Genomic DNA, 25,624 nt, shown 5'->3' on the forward strand with positions numbered 1-25,624 from the left:
TGCGCACCACAGCGGCGCTCGTCGCCGGAGCCCTCCTGTCCGTCGCGAGCCTGGTCGGAGCGGGTACCGCCGCCGCCGAGCCGATCACCGTCATCCCGGTCGACGGCCTCTACCTCGTCGGCGAGGAGATCGTGCCCGGCTGGTACGAGGCGCCGGGAACGCCCGACCAGCGCTACGGCTGTGACTGGCGCAGGCTCTGGACCACCGAGGGCGACCTCTTCGACATGAACCACGTGATCGGCAACGACTTCACCAGGAAGACGCCGGTGCGCGCGGAGATCAAGGCGACCGACGTCGCCTTCCTCACGGTGAACTGCGGTCCGTGGCGGCTGATCCCGGCGCCGCCACGGACCGGCTCGGCGGGTCAGGCCTTCGCCCCCACCGGGTTCGCGTCGGTGGCGGCGTCCGGCACCTCGGTGCCGCGCAGCGAGGTGCCCGCCGTCTCGCGCAGGAAGAACCAGGCGATCAGCCCGATCACGCTGGCGCCCATCATGTAGGCGGCCGGGAAGAGCGACCAGCCGGTGCCCTCGATCGCGGCTTCGTTCACCAGCGGTGCGGTGCCGCCGAAGAGCGCGGTCGAGACGTTGTAGCCGAAGGCGAAGCCCGCGTAGCGCACGTGCGTCGGGAAGATCGCCGGGAAGGTCGAGCTGATGGTGGCCAGCTGCGGCAGGTAGAGCAGCCCGAGGACGACGAATCCGACGACCGCCCAGGCGATCCCCTGCCCCATCAGCCAATACATGGGCAGCGCGAAGACGATCAACCCGAGCAGCGAGACCAGCCACATGGGCCGCCGCCCGACCCGGTCGGAGAGCGCGCCGAAGAACGGGATGGCCAGCATCATGATCAGCTGGCCGATCAGCATCATGGCGGTGGTGGTCGACTCCGCGACGCCGACGGTGTTCTGCAGGTAGGTCGGCTGGTAGGTGAGCAGCGTGTAGTTGACCACGTTCAGCGCGACGACCAACCCCATCAGCGTGAGGGTCTCGCGCCGGTAGGTGACGACCACCTCGCGCAGCCCGGTCGGCGGCCGCTTCGCCTTCGACGCGGCGACCTCCTCGAAGATCGGCGACTCGTCGAGCCGCGAGCGCAGGTACCAGCCGATGGCGCCGAGCGGGAGCGCGATCAGGAACGGGATCCGCCAGCCCCAGTCGTGCATGGCGTCGGTGCCGAGCGCGAGCTGGCAGGCCAGCACCACCGCGGAGCCGCCGACGAAGCCGCCGAGCGTGCCGAACTCCAGGAAACTGCCGTAGAAGCCGCGCTTGCGGTCGCCGGCGCACTCGGCCATGTAGGTCGCGGCGCCGCCGTACTCGCCGCCGGTGGAGAAGCCCTGCACCACGCGCAGCATGATGAGCAGGATCGGCGCGAGCACGCCGACCTGGCCGTGCGTCGGCAGGACGCCGATCGCGCCGGTCGCGGCGGCCATCAGCAGGATGGTGGTGGCGAGCACCGCCTTGCGGCCGATCCGGTCGCCGAGCGGGCCCCAGACCATGCCGCCGAGCGGGCGCAGCACGAAGGAGACGGCGAAGCCGAGCATGACGCCGAGCGTCCCGAGGTCGCCGGGGAAGAACGCGTCGGCCAGGTAGGTGGCGGTCGCGGCGTAGACGCCGTAGTCGAACCACTCGGTGGCGTTGCCCATGGCCGAGGCGGCGACGGAGCGCTTGAGCGTCCCCGGATCCGCCGGTCCCGTTGCCGGTGGCTTGCTGTCGGTCACCATCGTGTCCTTCCCAGCCCGCGGCTCGGGCCTCGCTTCGGCGAGGAGTACCCGTTATCGCGTACAGCACTCCGTGATCATTTCCGGGCTCCGGAGTCTCGGCCCTTAGCAATTACTCAGCTACCATCGGGTACGTGGTGTTTCGACACCGTGGACCGAGCTGGAGGGTCGTCGCGATGGCGGAACCGAACACCTGGCAAGCCCTGCTGGAAGCATTCGCCGAACAGGTGCGCCGACGCGCCGAGATCGACGGCGCCCCCGCACCCGGCCCGCCGCCGCGACCCGGCGCGAGCCCGGCCGAGCTGGCCGCCGCCGAGCAGCGGCTCGGCAGGCCGCTCGACCCTGGACACCGCGCGCTGCTCGCCACCGCGGACGGCTGGGACGGCTACGCCGACGGCGCCGCGCTGCTCGGCACCCCCGACCTCGGGGGCGAGCGCCACGGGTCGGCCGTCGCGGTGCTCGCCGACTTCTTCGCCGAGAGCGAGGGCCGCTTCCCGGCCGCGCTCGGCATCGACCCGGACCCCGCCGTCCACACCCCGGTCGGCGACAGCGCCGAGGACGGCTACAACCGGAACCTCTACCTCACCCCCGACGGTGCCGCCTTCGAACTGCGCGCCCGTCGCCCGGTGCTGCACCCCGGCCTGGGCGCGCTGCTCCGGCACCGGCTGCGCGAGTACACCGAGCGGGTCGACCGGCTCATGTGGGGGCCGGAGCACGGGCCGTGGGGCCGCGACGTGCACCTGGACCCGCCGCCGGTGGACCGGATCATCGCGGTCATGACCGCGCTCGGCCGGATCGCCGACCCCGAGGTGCCGGTGCAGGCCGGGCCGCCCGCCACCCCGGAGCGGCTGAACCGGCTGGAGCGCGCGCTCGGCGTGTCGCTGCGCCCGGAGCACCGCGCCGTGCTGCTCGCCGCGGACGGGTTGCGCTACCCGGGCGGGCAGGTGCTCTCGGTGCCGGAGATCAGGGAGAGCGTGCTGGTCGCGCAGCACACCGCCGCGGGCGACGGGCGCAAGCGGGCCGCGCGGGCGCGGATCAGCAGGGTGCCGCGGGTGCCGTTCGCGCTCGCCGGGATCGCGCTGCTCGGCGTCGACGTCCGGGACGGGCTGGTGCACGATCTGCTCACCGGGCAACCGGTCGCGGGGCCCGCGGGCGAGCGGGACGGGACGGTGCTCGGGCACCTGCTCACCGAGTGCGAAGCGCTGTGGCGGGCGGCCGGGCGGCCGCCGCTGCACACGCTCTGCGTGGTGCTCTAGACGCGCCGATGCCTAGGGACGGACGAGGGTGAGCACCGTGACGTCGGACGGGGCGGCGGTGCGGACCGGCGGGCCCCACGCACCCGCGCCGCGGGTGACGTAGAGCTGGGTGTCGTCGTAGCGCTCGAGGCCGAACAGGGTGGGGTTGGCCAGCCGGGCCAGCAGGTTGCCGGGGAAGACCTGGCCGCCGTGCGTGTGGCCGGAGATCTGCAGGTCGACGCCGTGCGCCCGAGCCTCGTCGACGAAGGCGGGCTGGTGCGCGAGGAGTACGACCGGGCGCGCGGGGTCGCGGCCGGCCAGGGCCTTGTCCAGGTCGGGGCCGTTGCCCTCGTCCTCGCCGGCCAGGTCGTTCACCCCGGCCAGGTCGAAGCCGGGCAGCGCGACGCGCTCGTTCAGCAGCACCCGCATGCCGAGCCGCGGCAGGTAGTCGACCCACTGCTGGGCGCCGGAGATGTACTCGTGGTTGCCGGTGACGAAGAAGACGCCGTGCGGGGCGCGCAGGTCGGCGAAGGGGGCGACGTCCGGGCGCAGGTCGTCGACGTCGCCGTCGACCAGGTCGCCGACCACGACGATGGCGTCCGGGTTCGTGGCGTTCACCGTGTCGACCACGGTGCGGGTGAAGCCCGCGGCCAGCACCGGGCCGATGTGGGTGTCGCTGACCACCGCCAGCCGGAACCCGGCGGCCTCGGGCGGGAGCTTGGCCAGCGGGACGTCGACCTCAAGCACGCGCGGGCCGCGCAGCACGCCGTAGGTGCCGAACCCGACGGTCGCCACCGCGGCCGCAACGCCCGCGCCCGCCAGGGCCTGCGCGATCAGCCTGCGGCGGGTCAGGTCGGTCGCGGTGGGCTCGGCGGCGCCGACGGTCGGCCCGCCCGCGGTCGCGACAGCACCCTCGCCACCCGCCCGGGCGGCAGAATTCTCGCCACCCGCCGCCGGAGCGGCGTCGCTATCGCTACCGCGCCGGGTGGCGCGGAGCAGGAGCGGGCGCAGGACCTCGCCGATCAGGACCGCGAGCAGCAGGTAGAGGAAGAGGACGGCCCAGAGGTAGCCAGGCCAGGCGATGGCGCGGACCGCGCCGATCGGCAACCCGGCGCGGGCGCCGACGAAGGTCGCCAGGGTGAGCAGCGGCGCCACCACGAAGAGCACCGTGCCGAGGCCGCGCGGCACCGAACCGGCGTCGGTGGTGTCCCGCACCAGGCGCAGCCAGAGATACCGGTGCAGGGCGGCGAGGAGCGCGAGCACCAGCAGCCCGACGACGACGAAAACGATGGCCACCGGGCCGACCCTCTTTCCGTTCCGGCCCGTGACCTGCGCACGGACGCCGCCCACCACAGTAGCGACCGCGCAGCGGGACGCACCCGCGGCGGTATCATGCGATCCGTGTCGAATCTGCGGATCAGTGAGGCGGCCGAGCTGCTCGGCGTGAGCGACGACACCGTGCGCCGCTGGATCGAGCAGGGCAGGCTGACCGCGGTCCAGCTGCCCAACGGCCGCAAGGGAGTCGAGGGCAGGGAGCTGGCCGAGTTCCTGCGCGCCACCGCCGAGGCGCCGGAGCCGGGCGTCACCGTCGCCGCGTCGGCCCGCAACCGGTTCCGCGGCATCGTCACCCGGATCGTCAAGGACACGGTGATGGCACAGGTAGAGCTGCAGGCCGGGCCGTTCCGGGTGGTCTCGCTGCTGAGCGCGGAGTCGGTGGACGATCTCGGCCTGGAGGTCGGCAAGGTGGCGGTGGCCTCGGTCAAATCCACGCACGTCGTCGTGGAGGTGCCGGAGCGGTGAGCCGCCGGGTACCCGCCCGGCGGCCGTTGCTGCTGCTGGTCCCCGGCCTGGGCGGGCTGGTCTTCCTGCTCGTCCCGGTGGCCGGGCTGCTGGTGCGGGCGCCGTGGCGGGAGCTGCCCGCCCGGCTGGCGAGCCCGGAGGTGGCGACCGCGCTGCGGCTCTCGCTGGTCAGCGCGACGCTCGCCACCGGGATCTGCCTGGTGCTCGGGGTGCCGCTGGCCTGGCTGCTCGCCCGCGGCGAGCTGCCCGGCCGCGGGCTGCTGCGCGCGCTGGTCACGGTGCCGCTGGTGCTGCCGCCGGTGGTCGGCGGCGTCGCGCTGCTGCTCGTGCTCGGCAGGCGCGGGCTGATCGGGCGGTATCTGGACGAGTGGTTCGGCGTGAGCCTGCCCTTCACCACGGCCGCCGTCGTGCTCGCCGAGGCCTTCGTGGCGCTGCCGTTCCTGGTGCTCGCGGTGGAGGGAGCGCTGCGCTCGTCGGACCCGAGGTACGAGGAGGCGGCGGCGACGCTCGGCGCCTCGCGGTGGTACACGTTTCGTCGGGTGACGCTGCCCGCTGTCCTGCCCGGCGTGGTGGCGGGGGCGGTGCTCTGCTGGGCGCGCGCGCTCGGTGAGTTCGGCGCGACGATCACCTTCGCCGGCAACTTCCCCGGGACCACGACGACCATGCCGCTCGCGGTCTACCTGGCGCTGGAGACCGATCCGGCGGCCGCCATCGTGCTCAGCCTGGTGCTGCTCGCCGTCTCGGTGACGGTGCTGGTCGCGCTGCGCGAACGCTGGCTCGAGGGGGCGCTGTGACGCTGCGTGCCCGGCTCGGGGTGAACCGCGAGCGGTTCGAGCTCGGCATCGAGTTCGAGGTCGCGCCGGGCGAGGTGGTGGCGCTGCTGGGGCCGAACGGCGCGGGCAAGACGACGGCGCTGCGGGCGCTGGCGGGGCTGACCCCGCTCGACTCCGGCGCGGTCCGGCTCGGGGCGCGGGAGTGGGACGTGCCGCCGAAGGTCTTCGTGCCGCCGGAGCGACGCGCGGTCGGCGTCGTCTTCCAGGACTACCTGCTCTTCGCGCACCTCAGCGCGCTGGAGAACGTGGCGTTCGGGCCGCGGGCGCGCGGGGTGCGGCGGGCCGAGGCACGGGCGCGAGCCGCCGCCGGACTGGCGGCGGTCGGGCTGGCCGAGCAGGCCGGGAGCAGGGTGCGGGCGCTCTCCGGCGGGCAGGCGCAGCGGGTGGCGCTGGCCAGGGCGCTGGCCACCGACCCCGAGGTGCTGCTGCTGGACGAGCCGCTCGCCGCGCTGGACGCGGGGACGCGGGTGCGGGTGCGCGCCGACCTGGCCGGGCACCTCGGCGCGTACCGGGGGCACACGGTGCTGGTCACGCACGACCCGCTGGATGCCATGATGCTGGCCGACCGGCTGGTCATCCTGGAGCACGGGCGGGTGGTGCAGGAGGGGCCGCCCGCCGAAGTGGCCCGCCGGCCGCGCTCGGACTACGTCGCCGAACTCGTCGGGTTGAACCTGTACCGCGGGGTCGCGGCGGGCACCGAGGTCGTGGTCGGGCCCGGTGACACCGCTCGGCTCGGCGAACGCGGAGACCGCGCCGCGCCCGCGCGGGACCGCGCCCCGGCACAGCACCCCGACCCCGCTCAGGGAACCTTCACCCTGGCCGAAGCGGCCCAGGGCCCGGTCTTCGTCTCGTTCGCGCCGAGCGCGGTCGCCCTGCACCCGGAGCGCCCGGCGGGCAGCGCGCGCAATACCTGGCCGGTGACGGTCGCGGCCGTCGAGCAGCACGCGCACAGCACGCGGGTGCGGCTGGACGGCGCACCACCGGTCCTCGCCGACGTCACCGCGGCGGCCGTCGCCGAGCTGCGCATCCGGCCGGGCACTCGGCTCTGGGCGGCGGTCAAGGCGACGGAGATGCAGTGCTACCCGGCCTGACTCAGCTCAGCACCGGCCCGTCCTCGGCCGCCCGGAACAGCGGCAGTGCCGCGGCGTTGCTGCGGAAGACGAAATCCCGCGCCCGGCTGTCCACCTCGCCGTCGGTGGCGAGCGAGACCGGCGGCCCGCTCACCCGCACCGCGATCCGGTGCACCTCGCGCCGCACGTAGGTGGGCGAGTGCTCCAGCGTCCCGGTCAGCGTCGACCACACCAGCCTTGTCCGCGAGAAGGGCACGTCGGCGCGGAGGTAGCGCACGTCGAGCGTGCCGCGGTACATCTCCGGCCTCGACATCGGCACCTGGTGTGCCGGGTGGTAGCGGCCGTTGCCGACGAAGAGCATCCACAGCGCGTTCGACTCGCCGTCCACCTCGGCGTGCACCGGCCGCGCGCGCAGCAGCACCCGGATCATGGCGAGCGCCGCGGCCGGCCACTTGCCGAGCCTGCGCTCCCACTGCTCGCGGATGCGGACGAAGTCCGGGTACCCGCCCAGGCTGGCGGTATTGACGAAATCGCGGTGCTCGCCGCCGTCCAGGTCGACCCGCGCGGTGTCGGCGAGCACCACCTCGCCCGCGTTCAGCGCGGCGACCGTGCGCACGGGATCCTCCACCCCCGCGTCCCTGGCGAAGTGGTTCAGCGTGCCGCCGGGAAAGACCGCGAGCGGAAGCCCGTGCCGCACCGCCACTCCGGCCACGTAGGAGACGGTCCCGTCGCCGCCGCTCACGCCGAGCGCGGTGATCCCGCCCGCCGCGATCCCGCGTTCCAGATCGGCGACCAGGTCGCGCTCGGGATCCAGCTCCAGCACCGTCGCCTCGGGCAGCAACCCGATCAGCTCCGCCGCGAACCGCGCGCCCGCGCCGCTGCCGGAGGACGGGTTGACCACGAGCAGCAGCCCGCGCCCGGCGGGCACCGGATCGACGTACTCGGCCGGGCCGAGCATGGCGGGCTCGTCGGCGCGCACCGCCCACCAGCGGTGCGTTGCCCAGGCCAGCCCGACGCCGAGCGCGGCGCCCGCGACCACGTCCGACGGCCAGTGCACCCCGATGTGGACCCGGGAGTACGCCACCGCCACCGCGACCGGCGCCACCACCGCCGCCGCGGGCGGGTACTCCAGCGCCACCCCCGCGGTGAAGGCCGCCGCCGAGGCCGAGTGCCCGGACGGGAACGACGAGGAGACCGGCGGCTTGACCAGCCTGCGCACGAACGGCACCGACTCGTCCGGCGGCCTGCGCCGCGGGAACAGCGGCTTCGCCACGCCGTTGGCGGTGCCGCTGGCCAGCGCGACGGCGAGCAGCCCGCGGGCGCCTGCCCGGCGCACCGGCCGGTTGCCCGCGAGCAGCATGAGCGTGCCGGCCACCAACCAGAGCCGATTGTGGTTCGCGCTGGTCGAGAGGCGCCGCAGCGCGCGGTCGGCCCCGCTCGGCCGCACCTCGGCGCTGCGCTCGACAAGCCACTCGTCCAGACTGCTCGCCATGCCCATCGGCCGCGCGAGACGGCGGGCCCGGTGTAACCCCATGCCGCAGAGCCTAGCGACGAACCGGCACCGGCGAGCCGGCTCGGAAACCTCGTGGCAACATCGTGGACTTCACCCCGATGCACGTGCAATGGAACTTACTGGTGCACAAATGCTTTGAATAAGCGATAAAAGGGCCCTTGCGCAACGTGATCTTTACCCGATTGCCATGCCAACCCCCCGAAAAGCGAATATTATTGCATCACTGCCAGTTTCGATTCGTGCGTGCGCCACTGTCTGGGCGCCTTTCGTGAGCTCTGCCCGGCACCGGCGCACCGGCGAGACTCCGGAGGAAAGCTGCCATGATCCGTCCCGGCCCCGCGCCGCTGCCCGAGCACCAGCAGATCCCCGACGGCGAGGAGCCGTCGACCGCGGTCGTCTGGCCGGACCCGAGCCCGCTCACCTCCTGGTGGGCCGATGTGATGGCCCGGGAACCGGTGACCGAGAGCTGACCCCGGTCAGCCGACGGCCGAGCTGGGCTGTGGAAGCAGCCCGGCCTCGCGGAATCGGAGCAGGCACCGGTCGATCACCGCGGCGTCCACCGCCGGGCAGGTGATGCCGGTGCCCGCCAGCGCACGCCGGGTGGCGGTGTCGTCGAGCACCAGGTCACCGACCCCGGAGTTCAGATCGGCGTAGTTGCCGACCAGCAGCGCCGCTCGCGCCAGGTCGTCACCCGGCGCGCCGCCCGCGGCCAGCCGGTCCGCGAGCACCTGCTGCGCCTCGTCCGGGGTGACGGTGCGCAGCGCGTACCCGAGCCGCTCCAGGCCGTGCAGGATATCCCGCACCGGCGTCGGCGCGGTGTTCACCAGGTGGTACCGCTCACCCGCCGGGATACCGCCGGTGACCAGCGCGGCGAGTGCGCGCGCCACGTAGTCCACCGGCGCCAGCGAAACCGCGGCCTCCGGCGGAACCGCGGGTGCGATGCCGAGCAGCGCGGCGGCCCTGACCATGGTCCAGAGCGAGTCGTCGGCCGCGATCAGCCCGGTGCGGGCGGAGGCGCCGACCAGCCCGGGCCGGTACACCGCGACCGGGAGGCCGCGCTCGCCCGCGCGCCGGACCAGCTGCTCGGCCACCCACTTGCTCGCCACGTACCCGTGCCGGTTCACCTCGTCGGCGGCGAGCACGCTCCGCTCGGTGACCACCCCGCTGCGGTCCGCGCCGAGCACCGCGTCAAGGGTGCTCACCAGATGCACCGGCACCACCCGCGCGGTGCTCGCCAGCCGCAGCAGCTCGCGGGTGCCGCCGACATTCGCGGTGCGCAGTTGCTCGTAGGTCGCCAGGTGGTTGACGAGCGCACCGTTGTGCACGATCGCGGAGAGCCGCGTGGCCAGCTCCGCGAAGACCGGCTCGTCCAGCCCGAGCCGCGGCCGGGCCAGGTCGCCGGGGAGCGCGGTGACCCTGGCCGCCAGATCGGCGGAGTCCAGCTCGTAGTGGTCGAGCGCCCGGCCCAGCCTGCGCAGCCCGTCCGCCGGGTCGGCGGCCCTGACCAGGCAGTAGATCGGGCGGTCGGTGTGGTCGAGCAGCTCGCGCAGCAGGTGACTGCCGAGGAAGCCGGTGCCGCCGGTGAGCAGCAGCGGCCCGGCGGGGTCGGCCGGTTCCAGCCCGCCGAGCTCGATGTCGTCGGCGAGCGCCGCGTCCTCGGCGAGCCGGGCGGCGAAGGCGGCGGGGTCGTCGGCCTCGCTCGCCGCGGCCAGCGCCCGCACGGTGGCCCTGGCGAAGAGCGCGCGCGGCTCGACCCGCAACCCGAGCCGGTCGGCCAGCGCGGTGCGCAGCGTGAAGACCAGCAGCGAGGTGCCGCCGAGCTCGAAGAAGTCGTCCTCGGGGCCGACCTCGTCCAGGTCGAGCACCTCGGCGAAGACCGCGGCGATGGCCTGCTCGCGCGCGGTCATCGGGGCGATCTCGCGGGCCGCGCGGGCGGCGTGCGCGCCGCGCGCGGCGGCCGGGTCGGCCACCGCCTCGCCGCCCGCCGCGGCCAGCACGCCGACCGGGGCGGCCGGGTCGACCAGGGCGGCGGCCAGCACCGCGCGGTACCCCTCGGCGAACCCCTCCACGCTGTCCCGGTCGAAGACCGCGGTGTCGAACCGGAAGACGGCGCGCGGCGGGTTCTCCCTGACGGTGAGGGTGAGGTCGAACTGCGCCGTCGGCTGCGGCACCTCCAGCACCTCGACCCGCAGCCCGGCCAGGGTGAGCGGCGGCGGGGCGGGCAGGTTCTCGTAGGAGAAGACGGTGCGCAGCAGCGGGTGCCCGCCGTCCAGCCGGGGTGCCCGGACGGCCTGCACGATCCGGTCGAACGGGACGTCGGCCTGCTCGAAAGCGTCCAGCGCGGTGGCGCGGACGGCGGTGACCAGGTCGCCGAAGGTGGCCTCCGGGTCGATCCTGGTGCGCAGCGGGACGGTGTTGACGAACATCCCGACCAGGGCGTCCAGCGCCGGGTGGCCGCGGCCCGCCACCGGGGTGCCGATCACCAGGTCGTCCTTGCCGGAGAGCCGGTGCAGCAGCACCGCGTAGGCGGCGAAGGCGATCATGAACGGGGTGCCGTCGGCGATGCCGCCCGCCGGGACGTCGAGCGGGATCTCCACCGCGTCGCCGTCGCCCGCGCGCTCCTCGGCCACCCGGGTCGGGAGCGGCAGGCTGTCCGGCATGTCGGTCAGGACCGTGCGCCAGTAGTCGAGCTGCTTCGCCGCGCGGGAGTCCGGGTCGGCCTGGTCGCCGAGCCGCGCCAGCTGCCAGAGCGTGTAGTCCGCGTACTGCAGCGGCAGCGCGGGCAGCTCGGCCGGGCCGCCCGCGTGCGCAGCGGCGTAGGCGGCGGTGAGGTCGGCGACCAGCGGGCCGAGCGACCAGCCGTCGGCCGCGATGTGGTGCGCGACCAGCGCGAGCACGTGCTGCTCGTGGCCGAGCCGGAACAGCCGCAGCCGGACCGGCGGGTCCACCGCGACGTCGAACGCCTCCGCGGCGAGCGCGTGCAGCTCGTCCCTGAGCTCCCCGGCCGGGGGGCGGGGTTCGAGGTCGAGCCCGGCCAGCACGGCGGAGACCGGGAGCACCTGCTGCCTGGCCCCCGAGCCGGACTCCGGGTAGACCGTGCGCAGCACCTCGTGCCTGGCCAGCACCGCGCGCACCGCCGCGTGCAGCGCGGGCGGCGCCAGCGGGCCGTCCAACCGGACCGCGACCGGGAGGTGGTAGGCGGCCGAGTCCGGGAGCAGCTGGTTCAGCAGCCAGAGCCGGAGCTGGGCCGGGGCGGGCGGGATGACGTCGGGGCGCTCGCCCGCCACCGGCTCCGGGCCGCCGGAATCGGTGCCGAGCAGCGGAGCGAGCCCGGCCACGGTCGGCGTGTCGAAGACCGCGCGGACCGGAACCCGCAGCCGGGCGGCGACGCGGGTGGCGGAGAGCGAGGTGCCGCCGAGCGCGAAGAAGTCGTCGTCCGCGCCGATCCGGCCTTCGGTCTCGAAGACCTCGGCGAAGACCTCGGCCACCCGCTGCTCGGCCGGGCCGGTCGGCGCGCGGAACTCGGTGCGGCCGAAGGTGGGGGCGGGCAACCGTTTGGTGTCGAGCTTGCCGTTGGCGGTGAGCGGCAGGGTGTCCAGGATCTCGTAGGCGGCCGGGCGCAGGTAGGCGGGGAGCCCGCGGCTCAGCTCGGCGCGCACCGCGGCGAGCTCGATCCGCTCGCCGTCGGCGGGGACCAGGTAGGCGACCAGGTGGGTGCCGGTGCGCGGGTCGGTGTGCGCGGTGACGGCGGCGCGGGCGATGCTCCGCAGCGCGGTGAGCGCGGTCTCCACCTCGCCGGGCTCGATCCGGTGCCCGCGCACCTTGATCTGGAAGTCGCTGCGACCGCGGTACTCGAGCGCGGGCTCGCCGTCGACGTCGGTGACGGTGACCAGGTCGCCGGTGCGGTAGAGCCTGCCGCCGGGCGGGCCGTACGGGTCGGCGACGAAGCGGCCCGCGGTGAGCGCGGGGCGGCCGTGGTAGCCACGGGCCAGGGCCGGGCCGCCGATGTACAGCTCGCCGAGCACGCCGGGCGGCACCGGGCGCAGCGCGGCGTCGAGGACGAGGGCGTGGAAGCCGCGCAGCGGGGCGCCGATCGTCACCGGGCGGCCGGCGACCAGCTCGCCGATGGTGGCGATGTCGGTCGCCTCGGTGGGGCCGTAGCCGTTGCGCATGGCGCGGCCGGGGGCCCAGGCGTTCACCAGGTCGGCGCGGATGGCCTCGCCGCCGACGCCGAGCACCTTCAGTTCGGGCAGCTCGGCGGGGTCGAGGGTGGCCAGCACGGCCGGGGTGATGATCGCGTTGCTGACCCGCTCGCGGCGCAGCAGTGCGGCCAGGTCCTGGCCTGCCACGGTGAAGCGGGAGGCGACCACCAGGGTCGCGCCGCCCGCGAGGGCGCAGAGCTGCTCGCCGACGGCCATGTCGAAGCCGGGCGAGGCGTGGTGCAGGGTGATCGCGCCCGGGCGAAGGGCGTAGCGGTCGTGCCGCTCCGCGGCCAGGTTGGCCAGGCCGCCGTGCGTGACGACGACGCCCTTGGGGCGGCCGGTCGAGCCGGACGTGTAGATCAGGTACGCCGGGTGCTCCGGGCGGAGCGGGGCGATGCGCTCGGCATCGGTGATCGGCCGCCGTCCGAGAGCATCGGGACCGGCGAGCGCGTCATCCAGCAGGATGCGCGGCATCTCGGCGGGCAACCGGTCGGCGTACTCCGCGGTCGTGAGCGCGAGCGCGGCGGCGCTGTCCGCGAGGACGTAGGCGATCCGCTCCTGCGGATACCCCGGATCCACCGGGACGAAGGCGCCGCCGGCCTTGGTGACCGCCCACACCGCCGCCACCGACTCCGCCGAGCGCTCGAGCAGCGTCACCACCCTGGTCTCCGGCCCGACCCCGGCCGCGATCAGCTCGCGGGCCAGCCGGTCGGTCCGGGCGTCGAACTCCAGGTAGCTCCAGCGCCGCTCCTCGTGCACCACGGCGGTGTGCTCCGGCGCCCGCCGCACCGCCGCCGCGATGATCTCCGCGAGCGGCCGCGCGGGCACCGGCTCCGGCCCGCGCCACGGCACCAGGGCACGCCGCTCGGCCGGGTCGAGCGGGTCGAAGGCGCCGAGCGTGGCGGCCGGGTCGTCGGTGAGGTGCGCGAGCAGCCGCAGGAAGCGGGCATGGTGCGCGGCCAGCTCCGGCTCGGTGTAGCGGTTCGGGTTGCCCTCGAACTCCACCCGCAGCCCGGACTCCGACCCCGGGTAGATGTTCAGCGTGAGATCCGGCACCGGCCCGGTGGTGAGCAGGTGCAGCGTCCCGCGCGCCGGACCGAGCTCGACGGTGGAGTGGAAGTTCATGATGTTGACCGCGGGCCCGAACCCGGCGCCGACGCCGCCGCGGTCCCGCTCGATGTCCTCGCCGCGGTAGCGCTGATGCCGCAGCGCCCCGCCGACCTCGGTGCGGGTCGCCGCCACCAGATCGGCGGTGATCGCCGCGTCCGGCACCGCGATGCGCAGCGGCACCACATTGCTGACCAGCCCCGCCGCCCGGCGCAGCACCGCATTGGTGCGCCCGGTCACCGGCAGGCTCAGCGAGACCTCCGCCGTGCCGCTGCTCCGGCCCAGGTACCCGGCGAAGGCGCCGATCAGCACCGCCGCGGAGCCCGCGCCGCCACCCGCCGACTCCAGCGCCGCGACCCGCGCCGGATCCAGGTCGGCGCCGACGATCACCGACCAGGGCGCGAGCTCGCCGGGCCGATTCGACAAACTGACCGGATCGGGCAAACCCGTGGCGTGTTCGGTCCAATATTCCCGGTCCGTACGGAACCGCGGAGACTCCCGATACGTCCGGTCCGCGTCGAGCAGCGCCCGCGGCGAGCCGAGCTCGGGCTCCGGCAGCGTCTCCCCCGCGACCAGCCGGCCGTAGAGCTCGGCGTGCCTGCGCGCGACGGTCATCGCACCGAAGCCGTCCAGCACCAGGTGGTGCACCCGGGTGTAGACCAGGTGCCGCTCCGGGCCGAGCCGCAGGATGGACGACCAGGAGGCCTCATCGGCCGTGATGTCGATCGGGCGGCGCTGGTCGGCGCGCATCCAGGCGAGCGCGGCGGCGAACGGGTCGGCGGCGGCGCCGAAGTCGTGGAAGTCGACCTCGTCGTACTGGTCGTAGTCGAGCCGCTGCCAGGGCGTGCCGTCGGCATCGCGGCCGAAGCGCAGGTAGGAGCCGTACTCACGGGCCGTGTGCCGGGCCGCGAGCGCGTACGCCGCGCGGTCGAGCGGGCCGTGCACGTCCACGTACTGGGTGATCGTGAGGGGGACGTCGCCGAGCAGTTGCTGGGCGAACCACACCTCGCGCTGCGCCGATGTCAGCGGCAACGTCGCTTGCGGGCGGGTACTCATGCTTTCCTCGATCTGTCGAACAACGCGGGAAGGGTAGCCTTTCCTGACCCGGAGTGGGAAACCCGATTCTCACCCCCGCCGCCCGTCGTCTTCTAGATTCGGTCACGTGACCACCGACGCTCGCTCCCCCGCCACCGCCCGCATCCACGCCTTCACCGACGACGCGCTCGGCGACCACGATGCCCTCGCGCTCGCCGAGTTGGTGCGCCGCGGCGAGCGATCGCCGGGCGAACTGGCCGCGGCGGCGGCGCGGCGGGCGGAGGCGGTCGCGGAGCTGGCGGCGGTGGCCTACGAGAGCTTCGCCGAGCCGGTTCTCCCGGTGCGGGCGGACGGCGTCTTCGCCGGAGTCCCCACCTTCGTCAAGGACAATTCCGACATCGCGGGCATGCCGAGCAACCACGGGACGGCGGCCATCTCCGCCGCGCCCGCCCGTGGCACCGACGCCTACGTCCGGGAGTTCCTGAGCACCGGCGCCGTTGTGCTCGGCAAGAGCGCACTGCCGGAGTTCGGCTTCAATGCCAGCACCGAGCCGGAGTACGGCGAGCCGACCCGAAATCCGTGGAACCCGGGGCGCTCAGCGGGCGGCTCCTCCGGCGGCGCCGCCGCGCTCGTGGCGGCAGGCGTGGTCCCCTTCGCGCACGGCAACGACGGCGGCGGCTCGATCCGGATCCCGGCGGCGAGCACCGGGCTGGTCGGGCTCAAGCCGAGCCGGGGCAGGCACGCCGACTCCCGGCTGGCCCGGCTGCTTCCGCTGAACATCGTGAGCGAGGGAATTCTCACCAGAACCGTCCGGGACACCGCCGCCTTCACCGCCGCCATGGAGCGGCGGCACCCGAACCGCGCGCTGCCGCCGATCGGCTCGGTCGAGGGCCCGCCGGACCGGCCGCTGCGGGTCGCGGTGCTGCTGGAGTCGGCGGCGGGGCCGGTCGCCGACCCGGCCGTGCGCGAATCGGTGCGCCGGGTCGCGGAGCTGCTGAGCGCGCACGGCCACTACGTCGAGGACGTCTCACTGCCCTTCGTCAAGGCCATCGAGACGGCGTTCCTGCACTACTGGGCGATGCTGGCGGCGGTGGTCTCGGATACCGGAAAGCTGGCCGACCGGCACTTCGACCGGTCCAGGCTGGACGGGCTGACCATGGGGCTGCGGCGCAAGTTCTACCGCGAGGTGTGGCGCACCCCCGGCGCGCTGCGCGTCCTCGCCCGCGCCTACCGCACCTACGAGGCCGAGATGGGCGGCTACGACGCGGTGCTGGTGCCGACGCTCGGCCACACCACCCCGCCGCTCGGGCACCTCGCCCCCACCGTCCCCTTCGACGAGCTGCTCGATCGGCTGCGGCGCTACGTCGGTTTCACCCCGCTGAACAACATCACCGGCACCCCGGCGATCTCGGTCCCGGCCGGGCTGGCGCCTGCGGGCGTGCCGCTCGGCGTGCAGTTCGTCGGGGTGCGCGGCGCCGAGCGGGTGCTGCTGCAGCTGGCCTGCCTGGTCGAGGCAGAGCTGCCCTTCCCGAGGATCACCGCGCCCGGCATCTGACGGCGGATGACCGCACTCGAGCGGGCGAAGGGGGTATCCGGTGTGAGACACACAAAACACGAACGACCGTGTTTGTGAACCTTCCCGCCATCGTTCGCGCGAGTGGAAGATCATTCTCGAAGTTCGATACTGTGCGCCCGTTCACCGTGCTTCATCCGCAGATCGAAGGAAGACCGTGCCCAGAGTTCGAACCAGAATTCTGATCGTCCTGCTGAGCCTGTTCTCGGCTGGTTCGATCGCGGCGCCCGCCCAGGCGCAGCCGCTGTTCCCGACCCCGGATCCGGATCCGTTCTTCACCGCGCCCGCGAACCTGGCCGACTACGCCCCCGGCGATGTGGTGCGCACCAGGAAGGTCGACTCCGGCATGTACGTCGGAACCGATATCCACCAGGTCGCGTTCCGCTCCAGCAACTCGTCGGACGAGCCGATCCTCGGCATGACCACGGTGCTGCTCCCGATCGGTGTGCGGAACCCGCCGCTCGTCTCCTACCAGGCGCTGATCAACTCGCTCGGCACCCGCTGCAACCCCTCCCGCTCGCTCTTCAACGGTGAACTACAGGACGCCCCCGGCGCCATGCTGCCGATCGGCAAGGGCTGGGCGATCAGCATGCCGGACTACCTCGGCCCGCACGTCGCCTACGGCGCCGCGCAGCTGGGCGGCCGGATGACGCTGGACAGCGTGCGCGCCGCCAAGCAGGCCACCGAGCTGGGGCTCGGCGACTCCAAGGTCGCGCTGGCCGGATACTCCGGCGGTGGCATGGCCACCGCGTGGGCCGCCGCCATGCAGCCCACCTACGCCCCCGACCTCGAGCTGACCGCGGTCGCCGCCGGTGGTGTCCCCGCCGACCTGGAGCAGATGGCGCTCTCGCTCGGCTTCGAGCCGCACATCGGTTTCGGCCTCGCCTTCGCGGCCGCCATGGGGCTGGAGCGCGAGTACCCGAACCGGCTGCCGATCAGCGACCAGCTGAACCCGAACGGCCTGTGGTTCCGCGAGTTCACCCACGACGCCTGCCGCCGCTTCCTGCTCTTCCACGGCGCGTACCGGAGCGCGGACCAGATGGCCGCCAGCAAGGCGCTGATGGACTCGCCGGAGGCGCGCGCGGTGCTGCACGAGAACAGCCTGGTGGATTACCCCGGCGCCCCGACCGCGCCGATCATGCTCTGGCAGGGCCGGTACGACCAGCTCACCGCCTTCGAACCGCTGGAGCGGACGGCGAACCGCTGGTGCGCCGCGGGCACCCCGCTCAAGTTCGCGCCCTACGACATCGCCGAGCACATGACCACCGCGGTGGCCGGCTTCGGCGAGGCGTGGAACTACGTGGAGTCCCGCTTCAACGGTGAGGCGACGCCGGTCACCTGCTGATCGACGGGAACACGAGGAACGGCGGCGGGGCGGGTTCGAGACGAACCCGGCCCGCTCCTCGTTTCGCTCAGGCCGTCCGTGTCGGCATCAGCGCGCGCAGGATGTCGGTCAGCGTGATCACGCCGAGCAGCCGCTCGTCCCGGTAGACCAGGGCGAGGTGGTTGCGCGAGTCCTGCAGCGTCTGCAGCACCTGATACGCCGGGGTCTGCGCGGTGAGCACCGGCACCGGCCGCATCAGGTCGCGGGCGCGGGCACCGTCCGGGGCACAGAGCGTGTCCCTGGCGTGCACGACGCCGATGATCGCGCCGTTCTCGGTCACCAGCAGCCGCAGGTGCCCGGCGGCGCGGGCCCGGTCCCGGATCCGCGCCGGATCGGCGTCCGCCGGGACCGAGCTCGGCTCGGCCCCGGCGTCGACCATCTCGCCGACGGTCCGGTCCTCCAGCTCCAGCGCGGCGGCCAGCCTGCGGTGGTCGTGCTGGTCGAGCGCGCCGACCGTCGCCGAGTGCTCGACCAGGTGCCGCAGCGTCTCCGGATCCTGCCGCGCCGCGACCTCGTCCACCGGCTGCACACCGACCAGCCGCAGGCAGCGGTTGGCCAGCCGGTTCAGCGCGACGATCACCGGCCGGGTGAACCACATGAACCCGCGCATCGGAATCGCCAGCAGGATCGCCGACCGCTCCGGGTGCGCGATGGCCCAGGACTTCGGCGCCATCTCACCGATCACCAGGTGCAGGAAGGTGACGACGAACAGCGCCAGCACGAAACCGCCGGCGTCGGCGAGCCCGGACGGCGCGCCGATCGACTCCAGCCCCGGCGTGATCCAGTGGTGCACCGCCGGCTTGGTGATGGCGCCGAGCGCGAGCGTGCAGACCGTGATGCCGAGCTGCGAGCCCGCCAGCAGCACCGAGAGCTCGGTGGCGCTGCGCAGCGCCGCCCTCGCGGCGCGGCTGTTGACCGCGGCGTCCTCCAGCCGGTTGCGCCGCGCCGCGATCAGCGCGAACTCCACCGCGACGAAGAACGCACTCGATGCGATCAGCGCGGTGGTGACCAGCGCGACGATCAGCGGATCATCCATCGGACGGCACCACCTTCACGAACAGCGCGGACGGCACGTGCTTGCCGATCGCGATCACCTCGGCCCGCAGCAGCGCCCGCTCGGGGTCGGGGTGCAGCGGGTCGTGCTCGGCGGGCAGCGGCACCTCGACGGTCTCGCCGACCTCGGGCAGCCCGCCGTGCGCGGTGATCACCAGCCCGGCCAGCGTCTCGTAGTCGCCCGCCGGGAGCGGCCGCTCCAGCACCCGCTCGGCCTCGTCCAGGTGGATGTCGCCGGGCAGCTGCCAGCCGCCGTCCACCCGGCGCACGGTGGCCGGGTCGATCGCGGGGTCGTGCTCGTCGGACAGCTCGCCGACCAGCTCCTCGGCCATGTCCTCGACGGTGACGAGCCCGGCGAAGCCGCCGTACTCGTCCACCACCAGCGCCATCTGCTCGCCCGCCTCGACCAGCCGGTCCAGGACCTCGGTGAGCGGCAGCGTCTCCGGCACGACGACGGCGGGCCGCGCGGCCTCGCCCGCGGTGCCGGAGACGGTGTCGGCCAGCAGGTCGGGCAGGTGCACGATGCCGATCAGGTCGTCGCTGGTCTGCCCGATCACCGGGTACCTGGTATGGCCGCGGCCCATCAGGGCGCGCACCTCCAGCACCGGGTCGCCCGCGTTCACCGTGTCCACCCGGGGCCGGGGCACCATGGCGTGCTCGGCGGTGCGGGTCGGGAAGTCGAGCATCCGGTCCAGCAGCACCGAGAGCCGCTTCGGCAGCTCCCCGGCGTCCCGCGATTCGGCGACGATGTGCGCCAGGTCGCGGGTGGTGGCCGAGTGCTCGACGTCGTGCACCGGCTCGATCCGCAGCAGCCGGAGCAGCAGGTTGGAGGCGGCGTCGAAGAGCTTGATGAGCCAGCCGAAGAGCCGCAGGTACCAGGTGGTGGAGAGCGCGAGCGCGCGCGCCACCGGCTCCGGTTTCGCGATGGCCAGGTTCTTCGGGAAGAGCTCGCCGAACACCATCTGCACGACGGTGGAGAAGGCCACCGCGGCGAGCGCGCCGACGCCGACCGCGATCGCGGCCCCGCCGAACAGGTCGCCGATGCCGCGGCCGATGAGCGGCTCGGCGACGTAGCCGACCAGCAGGCCGGTGACGGTGATGCCCAGCTGGGCGCCGGAGAGCATGAAGGAGGTGCGGCGGGTGACGGTGAGCGCGCGCTCCGCGCTCGCGTCCCCGCCTGCCGCCCGCGCCGTGAGCCGGGAGCGATCCACGGCCATGTAGGCGAATTCCTGGGCGACGAAGTAGCCGGTCAGTGCGGTGATGGCCAGCACGACCACGATGCCGAGGGCGATGGTCGCGACGGTCAGCATCGGAGTGCTCCGGGTTCAGGCCCGGATCGGGGCGGTTCGGGTTTTCGACGGCGCGTGCGGCGCTTCATGACCTGCTTTCGCTCGAGGATCCGCGGGGAGTGCCGCCCTGCGGCGACAGCACCAGAATAGGGCATATCGCCCAACCGTTCCGGTGCCCGAGGCCGTTCGGGGTGTTCGAGACAGTGCCCGCAGCACCCCCGTGGCAAACCTCGCATCCGATCGGGGCGGATCGATCGTCCCGGTATTCGGTACGGTGGCCTCGTGCTTTCGATCCCCGAAACCGTTCTGGCCTCCGATGTGACGAATCTGGCGCTGCTGCCCGGGTTCCTCGACCCGGTGAACCTGCTCAACTCGTTCGGCACCTGGATGCTGATCGGGCTGCTTGTCGTGGTCTTCATCGAGTCCGGCCTGCTCTTCCCGTTGCTGCCCGGCGACTCGCTGCTCTTCACCGCGGGGCTGATCGTCGCGGGCAAGTCCGCCGACATCGAGCCGTTCGCGCCGCTCTGGCTGCTGCTGATCCTGATCCCGGTGGCCGCCGTCCTCGGCGACCAGGTCGGATACTCGATCGGCCGGGGCGGCGGCATGAAGCTCTTCAAGAGCGATGACGCCAAGATCTTCAAGAAGAAGTACATCGTCGAGGCGACGCTGTTCTTCGAGAAGCACGGCCCGATCACCATCGTGCTGGCCCGCTTCGTCCCCATCGTGCGCACCTACGCGCCGCTGGTGGCGGGCGCCGCGAAGATGAACTACCCGGTCTTCCTGACCTACAACGTGGTCGGCGGCGTGCTCTGGGGGTCGGGCGTGACGATGCTCGGGTACCTGCTCGGGCAGATCGAGATCATCCGCGACAACGTCGACCTGATCTTCCTGCTGATCGTGTTCCTCTCGGTGCTGCCGATCCTCTGGGAGATGCTCAAGCGCTTCCGCGGCCGCGGCAAGGACGAGGAGCCCGCGGGCGTCGACCCGGAGGCGACGGCGGTGCTGCCGATCGAGACCGGGCAGCAGCGCCCCTGAGCGCGCCGGTTCAGCGGGTGCGGGCCGGTTCGCCGCCCGCCCCCGTCCGGTAGCTCCGCGCCACCAGCGCCGACCGCAGGTACCAGAGGCCCTTCACCTGTCCCGGATCGAAGCCGGTGAGCTGGCCGATGCGTTTGAAGCGGTGGTCGATGGTGTTGGCGTGCACGTAGAGCACCCGCGCGGTGCGCTGCCGGTTCAGGTTGTTGCTGATGTGCACGCGCAGCGTCTCCAGCAGCTCGGGGCTGTCGTCCAGCGGGTCGAGCACGGCGCCGAGGGTGGCCCGCGCCGGGCCGGGGCGGGTGAGCTGGTACTCCAGCGCCAGGTCCGCGAAGCGGTAGAGCCCGCCGACCAGGTCGAGGCGCGTCACGATGTCGAGCAGCTCGTGCGCCCGGTCCGCCGACGCCGGGATGTCGTCGGTGGCGCTGTGCACCAGGGTGGCCCGGATCGGCACCTGGGCCGCGGCCGAGAGCTGCTCGACGAACTCGTCGGCGCGCTCCGGGTCGAAGTGCCGCTCGGGGATGAGCACGGTGCCGCCGTCCACGCTGAGCAGCGCCAGCGCGTGGTCGCCGCAGCGGCGGGCCAGCTCGGCCTGCACCCGGCGCAGCTTGCGGCGGGCGACGACGGCGCGGTCCAGCGCCGGGTCGGACTCGTCGCGGTGCGGCGGGACGGCGAGCGCGAGCACGTGGTACGAGTCCGCCACCGCGATCCCGCACTCGCGCGCCATCGTCGAGGAGCTGTGCCCGCCGAGCAGCGCGGAGGTGAGCGTGTGCACCGCCGTGTGGTGCTCGTTCACCACGCCGCGCAGCTCCCGCACATAGGCCAGCGCCACGGTGGAGGTGATGCTGTCCACGATCTCGAGGAAGCGGCGTGCGATGTCGACCATGGACCGGTAGTCGCGGACGGTGGCGTTGGCGCTGATCCGGTCGAAGGCCATCTTGAGCCCCTCGTGCACCGCGTGGTGGATGGTGTCGATCGGGATCCCCTCGCGTGCCCACTCGGCGGCGGCGGTGCGCAGCCGGTCGGACTTCTCCGGGGAGGCGTCACCGTCCAGCATCCGCGCGGCGAGCTCCAGGCACACCCTGGTCACCGCGGTGACGTCCCCGCTGATCGCCTCGCCCGGCAGCGTGCCGCAGGTCGCGACGGTGCTCACGAAGTGCCTGACCACCTGCCGCGACATGGTGCGGACGTCGCCGAGGTGGGTGGAGGCCGGGCGGCCGGAGACCACCAGATCGCGCTCCGCCACTTGCTGTTCGATGGTCATACCGTCCTCTCCGGCGGGAATCCCGGGCGCCCGCGAAGACCCTTCATGCTTCCGTGCCCCTCCCCCGCGGCCAAGATCGATTCCGCACCGGATCGGGCGCTCGATGGTGCACAATGCACCGGTGGGATCGGCGGTCGGCTCGGGTGTACGGCAACCTTCGGCACGCGCGCGGGAGTTGATCCGACAGGGAGCCGAAGTCGCGCTCACCGTGCCGCCGGACTGGCTCGAGGAGCTGCACTCCGCCACGCTCGGTGCCGACGGCATCCGCCCCTACGCCGAGAACCCCCTGCTCATGGCCGCGGTGCGCCGGGTGAACCGGGCGAACATGCTGCACTGGACCACCGCGAACATCCGCGACCCCGGCGCCCCCGTCCCGGTCGCGCTGGACCGGGAGCAGCTCGACCTGGCCCGCGGCGCCGCCCGGCTCGGGCTCAACGAGTCGGCGCTGGAGGCGTACCGGGCGGGCCAGGCCGTCGCCTGGCAGCGCTGGATGGCCATCGTCTTCGAGATCACCTCGGACCCACAGGAACTCCAGGAGGTGCTGGAGGTGACCGCGGCCTCCATCGCCCGCTACATCGACGGCATCATCGAGGCGCTGATGACGGTGGTGTCGGTCGAGCGCGCCGCGCTGGACGAGGGCACCGACCCGGCGCGCCGCGAACTCGTCACCCGGCTCCTGAACGGCGACCAGGCCGACGTCGCCGACGCGGGCAGCCTGCTCGGCTACCCGCTGGACCGGTACCACACCGCGGCCATCGCCTGGACCGACGGCGCCGAGTTGCCGGACGCCGCCGTCGCCGAGGCCTTCGCCCGCTCGGTCGGCGCGCCCGAGGTGCTCGCGGTGCCGCACTCCGCCGCCACGCTGTGGCTGTGGGCGCCGGGACCGTCGGTGCCGGACCCGGCCATCCTCAGCGCCGCGCTGGATCGGCTGCCCGGGGTGCGGATCGCCGTCGGCTCACGGGCTTTCGGGCTGGACGGGTTCCGCAGCGGGCACCGGGACGCGCTCACCACCCAGCGGGTGCTGGCTCGGCTGCCCGACCGCAGGCTGGCCGATTTCGCCGCCGTGCAGCTGACGGCGCTGCTCGCGGAGAACACCGAGCAGGCGGCGCGGTTCGTGCAGCAGACGCTGGGGAGCTTCGCCGACGCGAGCCGGGAGCTGCGCGACTCGGTGCTCACCTTCGTCCAGGAGCAGTGCAACGCCTCGCGCGCGGCGACCCGGCTCTACACGCACCGGAACACGCTGCTGCGCAGGCTCGCCCGCGCCGACGAGCTGTTACCCCGGCCGCTCGCCAGCAATTCGGTGCACGTGGCGGTAGCGCTGGAGCTTCTGCTCTGGCACGGGGTCGGCCGCCCGCCGGGCTGAGCCTGCCCGGCCGGCTCGGCGTCGTCGCCCGACTGCGCGCCGCAGCAGCTACGCGCGGCCCACCGGCTCCGGCCGGGCTGTGCTGCGCGCGAGCGCGTTCGGCCACCAGATGCGCGGCCCGGTGATCGCGAAGAGCGCCGGGATCACCACCGTGCGCACCAGGAAGGTGTCGAGCAGAATGCCGATGCCCACCACGATCCCGAGCTGGGTCAGCGTGATCAGCGGCAGCACCCCGAGCACGCAGAACACCGCGGCGAGCACCACACCCGCGCTGGTGATCACCGCGCCGGTGGCGGAGACCGCGCGCACCATGCCGTCGGTGGTGCCGTGCTCGGGCGTCTCCTCCTGCGCCCGCGTCACCAGGAAGATGGTGTAGTCCACGCCCAGCGCCACCAGGAAGAGCAGCGCGAACAGCGGCGTGTTGGTGTCGAAGGCCGGGAAGCCGAAGACGTGGATGCTGAGCAGACTGCCGACCCCCAGCGCGGCCAGCGCACTGAGCACCGTCACCGCCACCAGCAGCACTGCCGCAGGCGCCGCGCGCAGCAGCGCGAGCAGCACCAGGAAGACCACCGCCAGGATCAGCGGAATGACCACCTTCTGGTCGCGCTGCGCGGCATCCCTGACATCCAGCGCCTCGGCGTCACTACCGCCGACCAGCGGCTCCGCACCGGGGATCCCGGCGACCGCGGCGCGCAACCGCTCGACCGTCGCGAAGGCCTCGTCCGAGGCGGGCGCGGCCTCGAGCACCACGCTCCAGCGCCGGAGTCCGGTGTCGGAGTCTCCCGCGGCGGTCACCCGGTCGACGCCGTCGACACCTTCCAGCGCGCCCTGCACCGCGGCGCCGGCAGCGGCCCGCGCGACCACAGTGGTCGGATCGGCCGCGCCGGAGGGGAAGTGCTCGGCGAGCGCGTCGAACCCGTCCACCGATTCCGCGCTGACCCGGAACTGCTCGGTCTGCGAAAGCCCGACCCGAGCGCCGAGCAGCGCCAGCGCGCAGAGCACGAGCGCGGTGAGCGAGGTCGCGGCGACCAGCACCGGCCTGCGCACCACCCCGGCCGCCACCCGGTGCCAGATGCCCTCGGTCGCACTGTCCCGCTCGTCCACCTTCGGCACGAACGGCCAGAAGATCTTGCGCCCGCAGAGCGCGAGCGCGGGCGGCAGCGCACCGAGCACGAAGACCGCGGCCACCACCAGCCCGGCTGCGGCGAGCGCACCGAGACTGCGGGTGTTCGGCAGCACCGCGAGCAGCAGCACCAGCAGCGCGAGCACCACGGTGGCATTGCTGGCCAGGATGGCCGGGCCGGCGCGACGCACCGCGAGCCGCAGCGCCTCCCGGTGGTCGGCGTGCCGGTGCAGTTCGTCCCGGTACCGGGAGACCAGCAGCAGCGCGTAGTTGGTGCCCGCGCCGAAGACGAGCACGCTGGTGATGCCGGAGGTCGACCCGTCGAAGCTGAGCCCGGTGAGCTCGGCCAGCCCGGTGCCGACCGAGGTAGCCACCCGATCGGCCAGCCCGACCACGAGCAGCGGAACCAGCCAGAGCACCGGCGACCGGTAGGTGGCGATCAGCAGGATCGCGACCACCAGCGCGGTCACCCCGAGCAGCGTCACATTGGCGCCGGAGAAGGAGTCGGCGATATCGGCGCCGAAGGCGGGACCGCCGGTGACCTGAACGGTCAGGTCTTGGGGCAGGCCGTCCTTGGCGGCCGTGCGCAGCTCGGCGACGGCGTCGGTGAGCGCGAAGCCGTTGAGCGCGGCGTCCACCGGCACCTGGCCGAGCGCCGCCGCACCGTCCGGGGCGGGAATGATCGGCGCCGCCGGGCCGTCCGCCCGCACCACGCCGGTGGCGCGCATCCGGTCCAGGGCCGCGCCCGCGGCTGCCAGGTCGGCGTCGGTCAGTTGCCCGTCGTCCGTCCGGGTGACCACGGCGATGGCTGCGGCCACGTCGGCCCCGGGGAACTCGTCCAGCGCGACGGCCGCGCGCGCCGACTCGGCGCTGTCCGGCAGCGAATTCGGCGCCTGACCGGCCGAATCGTTCGAGCCGATCAGCCCGATGGCGGCGATGCCCGCCAGTAGCAGCGCTACCAGCAGCAACCATGACTTCTTCGCGGAAACCACGGCCGCGTGCCGGTCCCAGAAACGCACGACGCCACTCTTTCAGAA

At 73.6% G+C, this 25,624-nt stretch carries 17 protein-coding genes; 9 read left to right on the top strand and 8 right to left on the bottom strand.

Annotation, left to right across the window (positions count from 1 at the left end; genetic code table 11):
* Positions 1-364: 364 nt before the first annotated feature.
* On the bottom strand, positions 365-1,714 hold the full coding sequence (locus ACFO0B_RS04940; RefSeq protein WP_378611079.1) for an MFS transporter: 1,350 nt from the start codon (positions 1,712-1,714) through the stop codon (positions 365-367).
* Positions 1,715-1,887: 173 nt separating this feature from the next.
* Between ACFO0B_RS04940 and ACFO0B_RS04945 the strand changes: the two genes are divergently transcribed.
* Complete coding sequence (locus tag ACFO0B_RS04945) at positions 1,888-2,967, top strand: hypothetical protein (RefSeq protein ID WP_378611080.1); 1,080 nt, start codon at positions 1,888-1,890, stop codon at positions 2,965-2,967.
* Positions 2,968-2,979: 12 nt separating this feature from the next.
* Here the strand turns inward: ACFO0B_RS04945 and ACFO0B_RS04950 are convergent, their stop codons facing one another.
* The gene (locus tag ACFO0B_RS04950; RefSeq protein ID WP_378611081.1) at positions 2,980-4,242 is read right to left on the bottom strand and encodes a metallophosphoesterase; all 1,263 of its coding nucleotides are present in this window, start codon (positions 4,240-4,242) and stop codon (positions 2,980-2,982) included.
* A 105-nt stretch (positions 4,243-4,347) separates the two neighbouring features.
* On the opposite strand from ACFO0B_RS04950, the gene ACFO0B_RS04955 reads away from it, so the two are divergent.
* From ACFO0B_RS04955 to ACFO0B_RS04965, 3 genes are read left to right on the top strand one after another with little or no spacing between them, the layout of a single operon-like run.
* On the top strand, positions 4,348-4,746 hold the full coding sequence (locus ACFO0B_RS04955; protein ID WP_378611082.1) for a TOBE domain-containing protein: 399 nt from the start codon (positions 4,348-4,350) through the stop codon (positions 4,744-4,746).
* Complete coding sequence (gene modB / locus ACFO0B_RS04960) at positions 4,743-5,540, top strand: molybdate ABC transporter permease subunit (protein WP_378611083.1); 798 nt, start codon at positions 4,743-4,745, stop codon at positions 5,538-5,540. The genes ACFO0B_RS04955 and modB overlap by 4 nt, the downstream gene beginning before the upstream one ends.
* Positions 5,537-6,670 (top strand): ABC transporter ATP-binding protein, encoded by a 1,134-nt coding sequence (locus ACFO0B_RS04965; RefSeq protein WP_378611084.1) that lies wholly within the window; start codon positions 5,537-5,539, stop codon positions 6,668-6,670. Before modB ends, ACFO0B_RS04965 begins: the two co-directional genes overlap by 4 nt.
* Before the next feature lies 1 nt (position 6,671).
* Here the strand turns inward: ACFO0B_RS04965 and ACFO0B_RS04970 are convergent, their stop codons facing one another.
* Positions 6,672-8,183, bottom strand: coding sequence for a bifunctional phosphatase PAP2/diacylglycerol kinase family protein (locus ACFO0B_RS04970; RefSeq protein ID WP_378611085.1), 1,512 nt, complete (start codon positions 8,181-8,183; stop codon positions 6,672-6,674).
* A 299-nt stretch (positions 8,184-8,482) separates the two neighbouring features.
* Here ACFO0B_RS04970 and ACFO0B_RS04975 point away from each other — a divergent pair, with 299 nt between their 5' ends.
* Entirely contained in the window at positions 8,483-8,632 is a 150-nt protein-coding gene (locus tag ACFO0B_RS04975; RefSeq protein WP_378611086.1) for a hypothetical protein, read from the top strand.
* 6 nt (positions 8,633-8,638) lie between these two features.
* Here the strand turns inward: ACFO0B_RS04975 and ACFO0B_RS04980 are convergent, their stop codons facing one another.
* Entirely contained in the window at positions 8,639-14,527 is a 5,889-nt protein-coding gene (locus ACFO0B_RS04980; RefSeq protein ID WP_378611087.1) for an amino acid adenylation domain-containing protein, read from the bottom strand.
* Positions 14,528-14,633: 106 nt separating this feature from the next.
* On the opposite strand from ACFO0B_RS04980, the gene ACFO0B_RS04985 reads away from it, so the two are divergent.
* A complete protein-coding gene (locus ACFO0B_RS04985) occupies positions 14,634-16,061 on the top strand; it encodes an amidase (protein ID WP_378611088.1) in 1,428 nt (475 codons plus the stop codon).
* Between the two features lie 175 nt (positions 16,062-16,236).
* Positions 16,237-17,424 carry a lipase family protein gene (locus ACFO0B_RS04990; RefSeq protein WP_378611089.1) on the top strand — a complete coding sequence of 396 codons (1,188 nt, stop codon included), beginning with the start codon at positions 16,237-16,239 and terminating at the stop codon, positions 17,422-17,424.
* A gap of 67 nt (positions 17,425-17,491) precedes the next feature.
* Here the strand turns inward: ACFO0B_RS04990 and ACFO0B_RS04995 are convergent, their stop codons facing one another.
* Both ACFO0B_RS04995 and ACFO0B_RS05000 read right to left on the bottom strand, forming a co-directional pair.
* A complete protein-coding gene (locus tag ACFO0B_RS04995) occupies positions 17,492-18,499 on the bottom strand; it encodes a hemolysin family protein (RefSeq protein ID WP_378611090.1) in 1,008 nt (335 codons plus the stop codon).
* Positions 18,492-19,826 (bottom strand): hemolysin family protein, encoded by a 1,335-nt coding sequence (locus tag ACFO0B_RS05000; protein ID WP_378611091.1) that lies wholly within the window; start codon positions 19,824-19,826, stop codon positions 18,492-18,494. The genes ACFO0B_RS04995 and ACFO0B_RS05000 overlap by 8 nt, the downstream gene beginning before the upstream one ends.
* A gap of 270 nt (positions 19,827-20,096) precedes the next feature.
* Between ACFO0B_RS05000 and ACFO0B_RS05005 the strand changes: the two genes are divergently transcribed.
* Positions 20,097-20,840, top strand: a complete 744-nt coding sequence (locus tag ACFO0B_RS05005; protein ID WP_378611136.1) for a VTT domain-containing protein — start codon at positions 20,097-20,099, stop codon at positions 20,838-20,840.
* Between the two features lie 10 nt (positions 20,841-20,850).
* Here ACFO0B_RS05005 and ACFO0B_RS05010 read toward each other — a convergent pair whose 3' ends face one another.
* Positions 20,851-22,101 carry a PucR family transcriptional regulator gene (locus tag ACFO0B_RS05010; protein WP_378611093.1) on the bottom strand — a complete coding sequence of 417 codons (1,251 nt, stop codon included), beginning with the start codon at positions 22,099-22,101 and terminating at the stop codon, positions 20,851-20,853.
* Positions 22,102-22,276: 175 nt separating this feature from the next.
* Between ACFO0B_RS05010 and ACFO0B_RS05015 the strand changes: the two genes are divergently transcribed.
* Positions 22,277-23,464: a PucR family transcriptional regulator gene (locus ACFO0B_RS05015; protein WP_378611094.1), complete on the top strand. Its 1,188-nt coding sequence runs from the start codon at positions 22,277-22,279 to the stop codon at positions 23,462-23,464.
* Between the two features lie 48 nt (positions 23,465-23,512).
* Here ACFO0B_RS05015 and ACFO0B_RS05020 read toward each other — a convergent pair whose 3' ends face one another.
* On the bottom strand, positions 23,513-25,606 hold the full coding sequence (locus tag ACFO0B_RS05020; protein WP_378611095.1) for an MMPL family transporter: 2,094 nt from the start codon (positions 25,604-25,606) through the stop codon (positions 23,513-23,515).
* Positions 25,607-25,624 lie beyond the last annotated feature (18 nt).

The organism is Nocardia jiangsuensis (assembly GCF_042650385.1).
GTDB classification, from domain to species: Bacteria; Actinomycetota; Actinomycetes; order Mycobacteriales; family Mycobacteriaceae; genus Nocardia; species Nocardia jiangsuensis.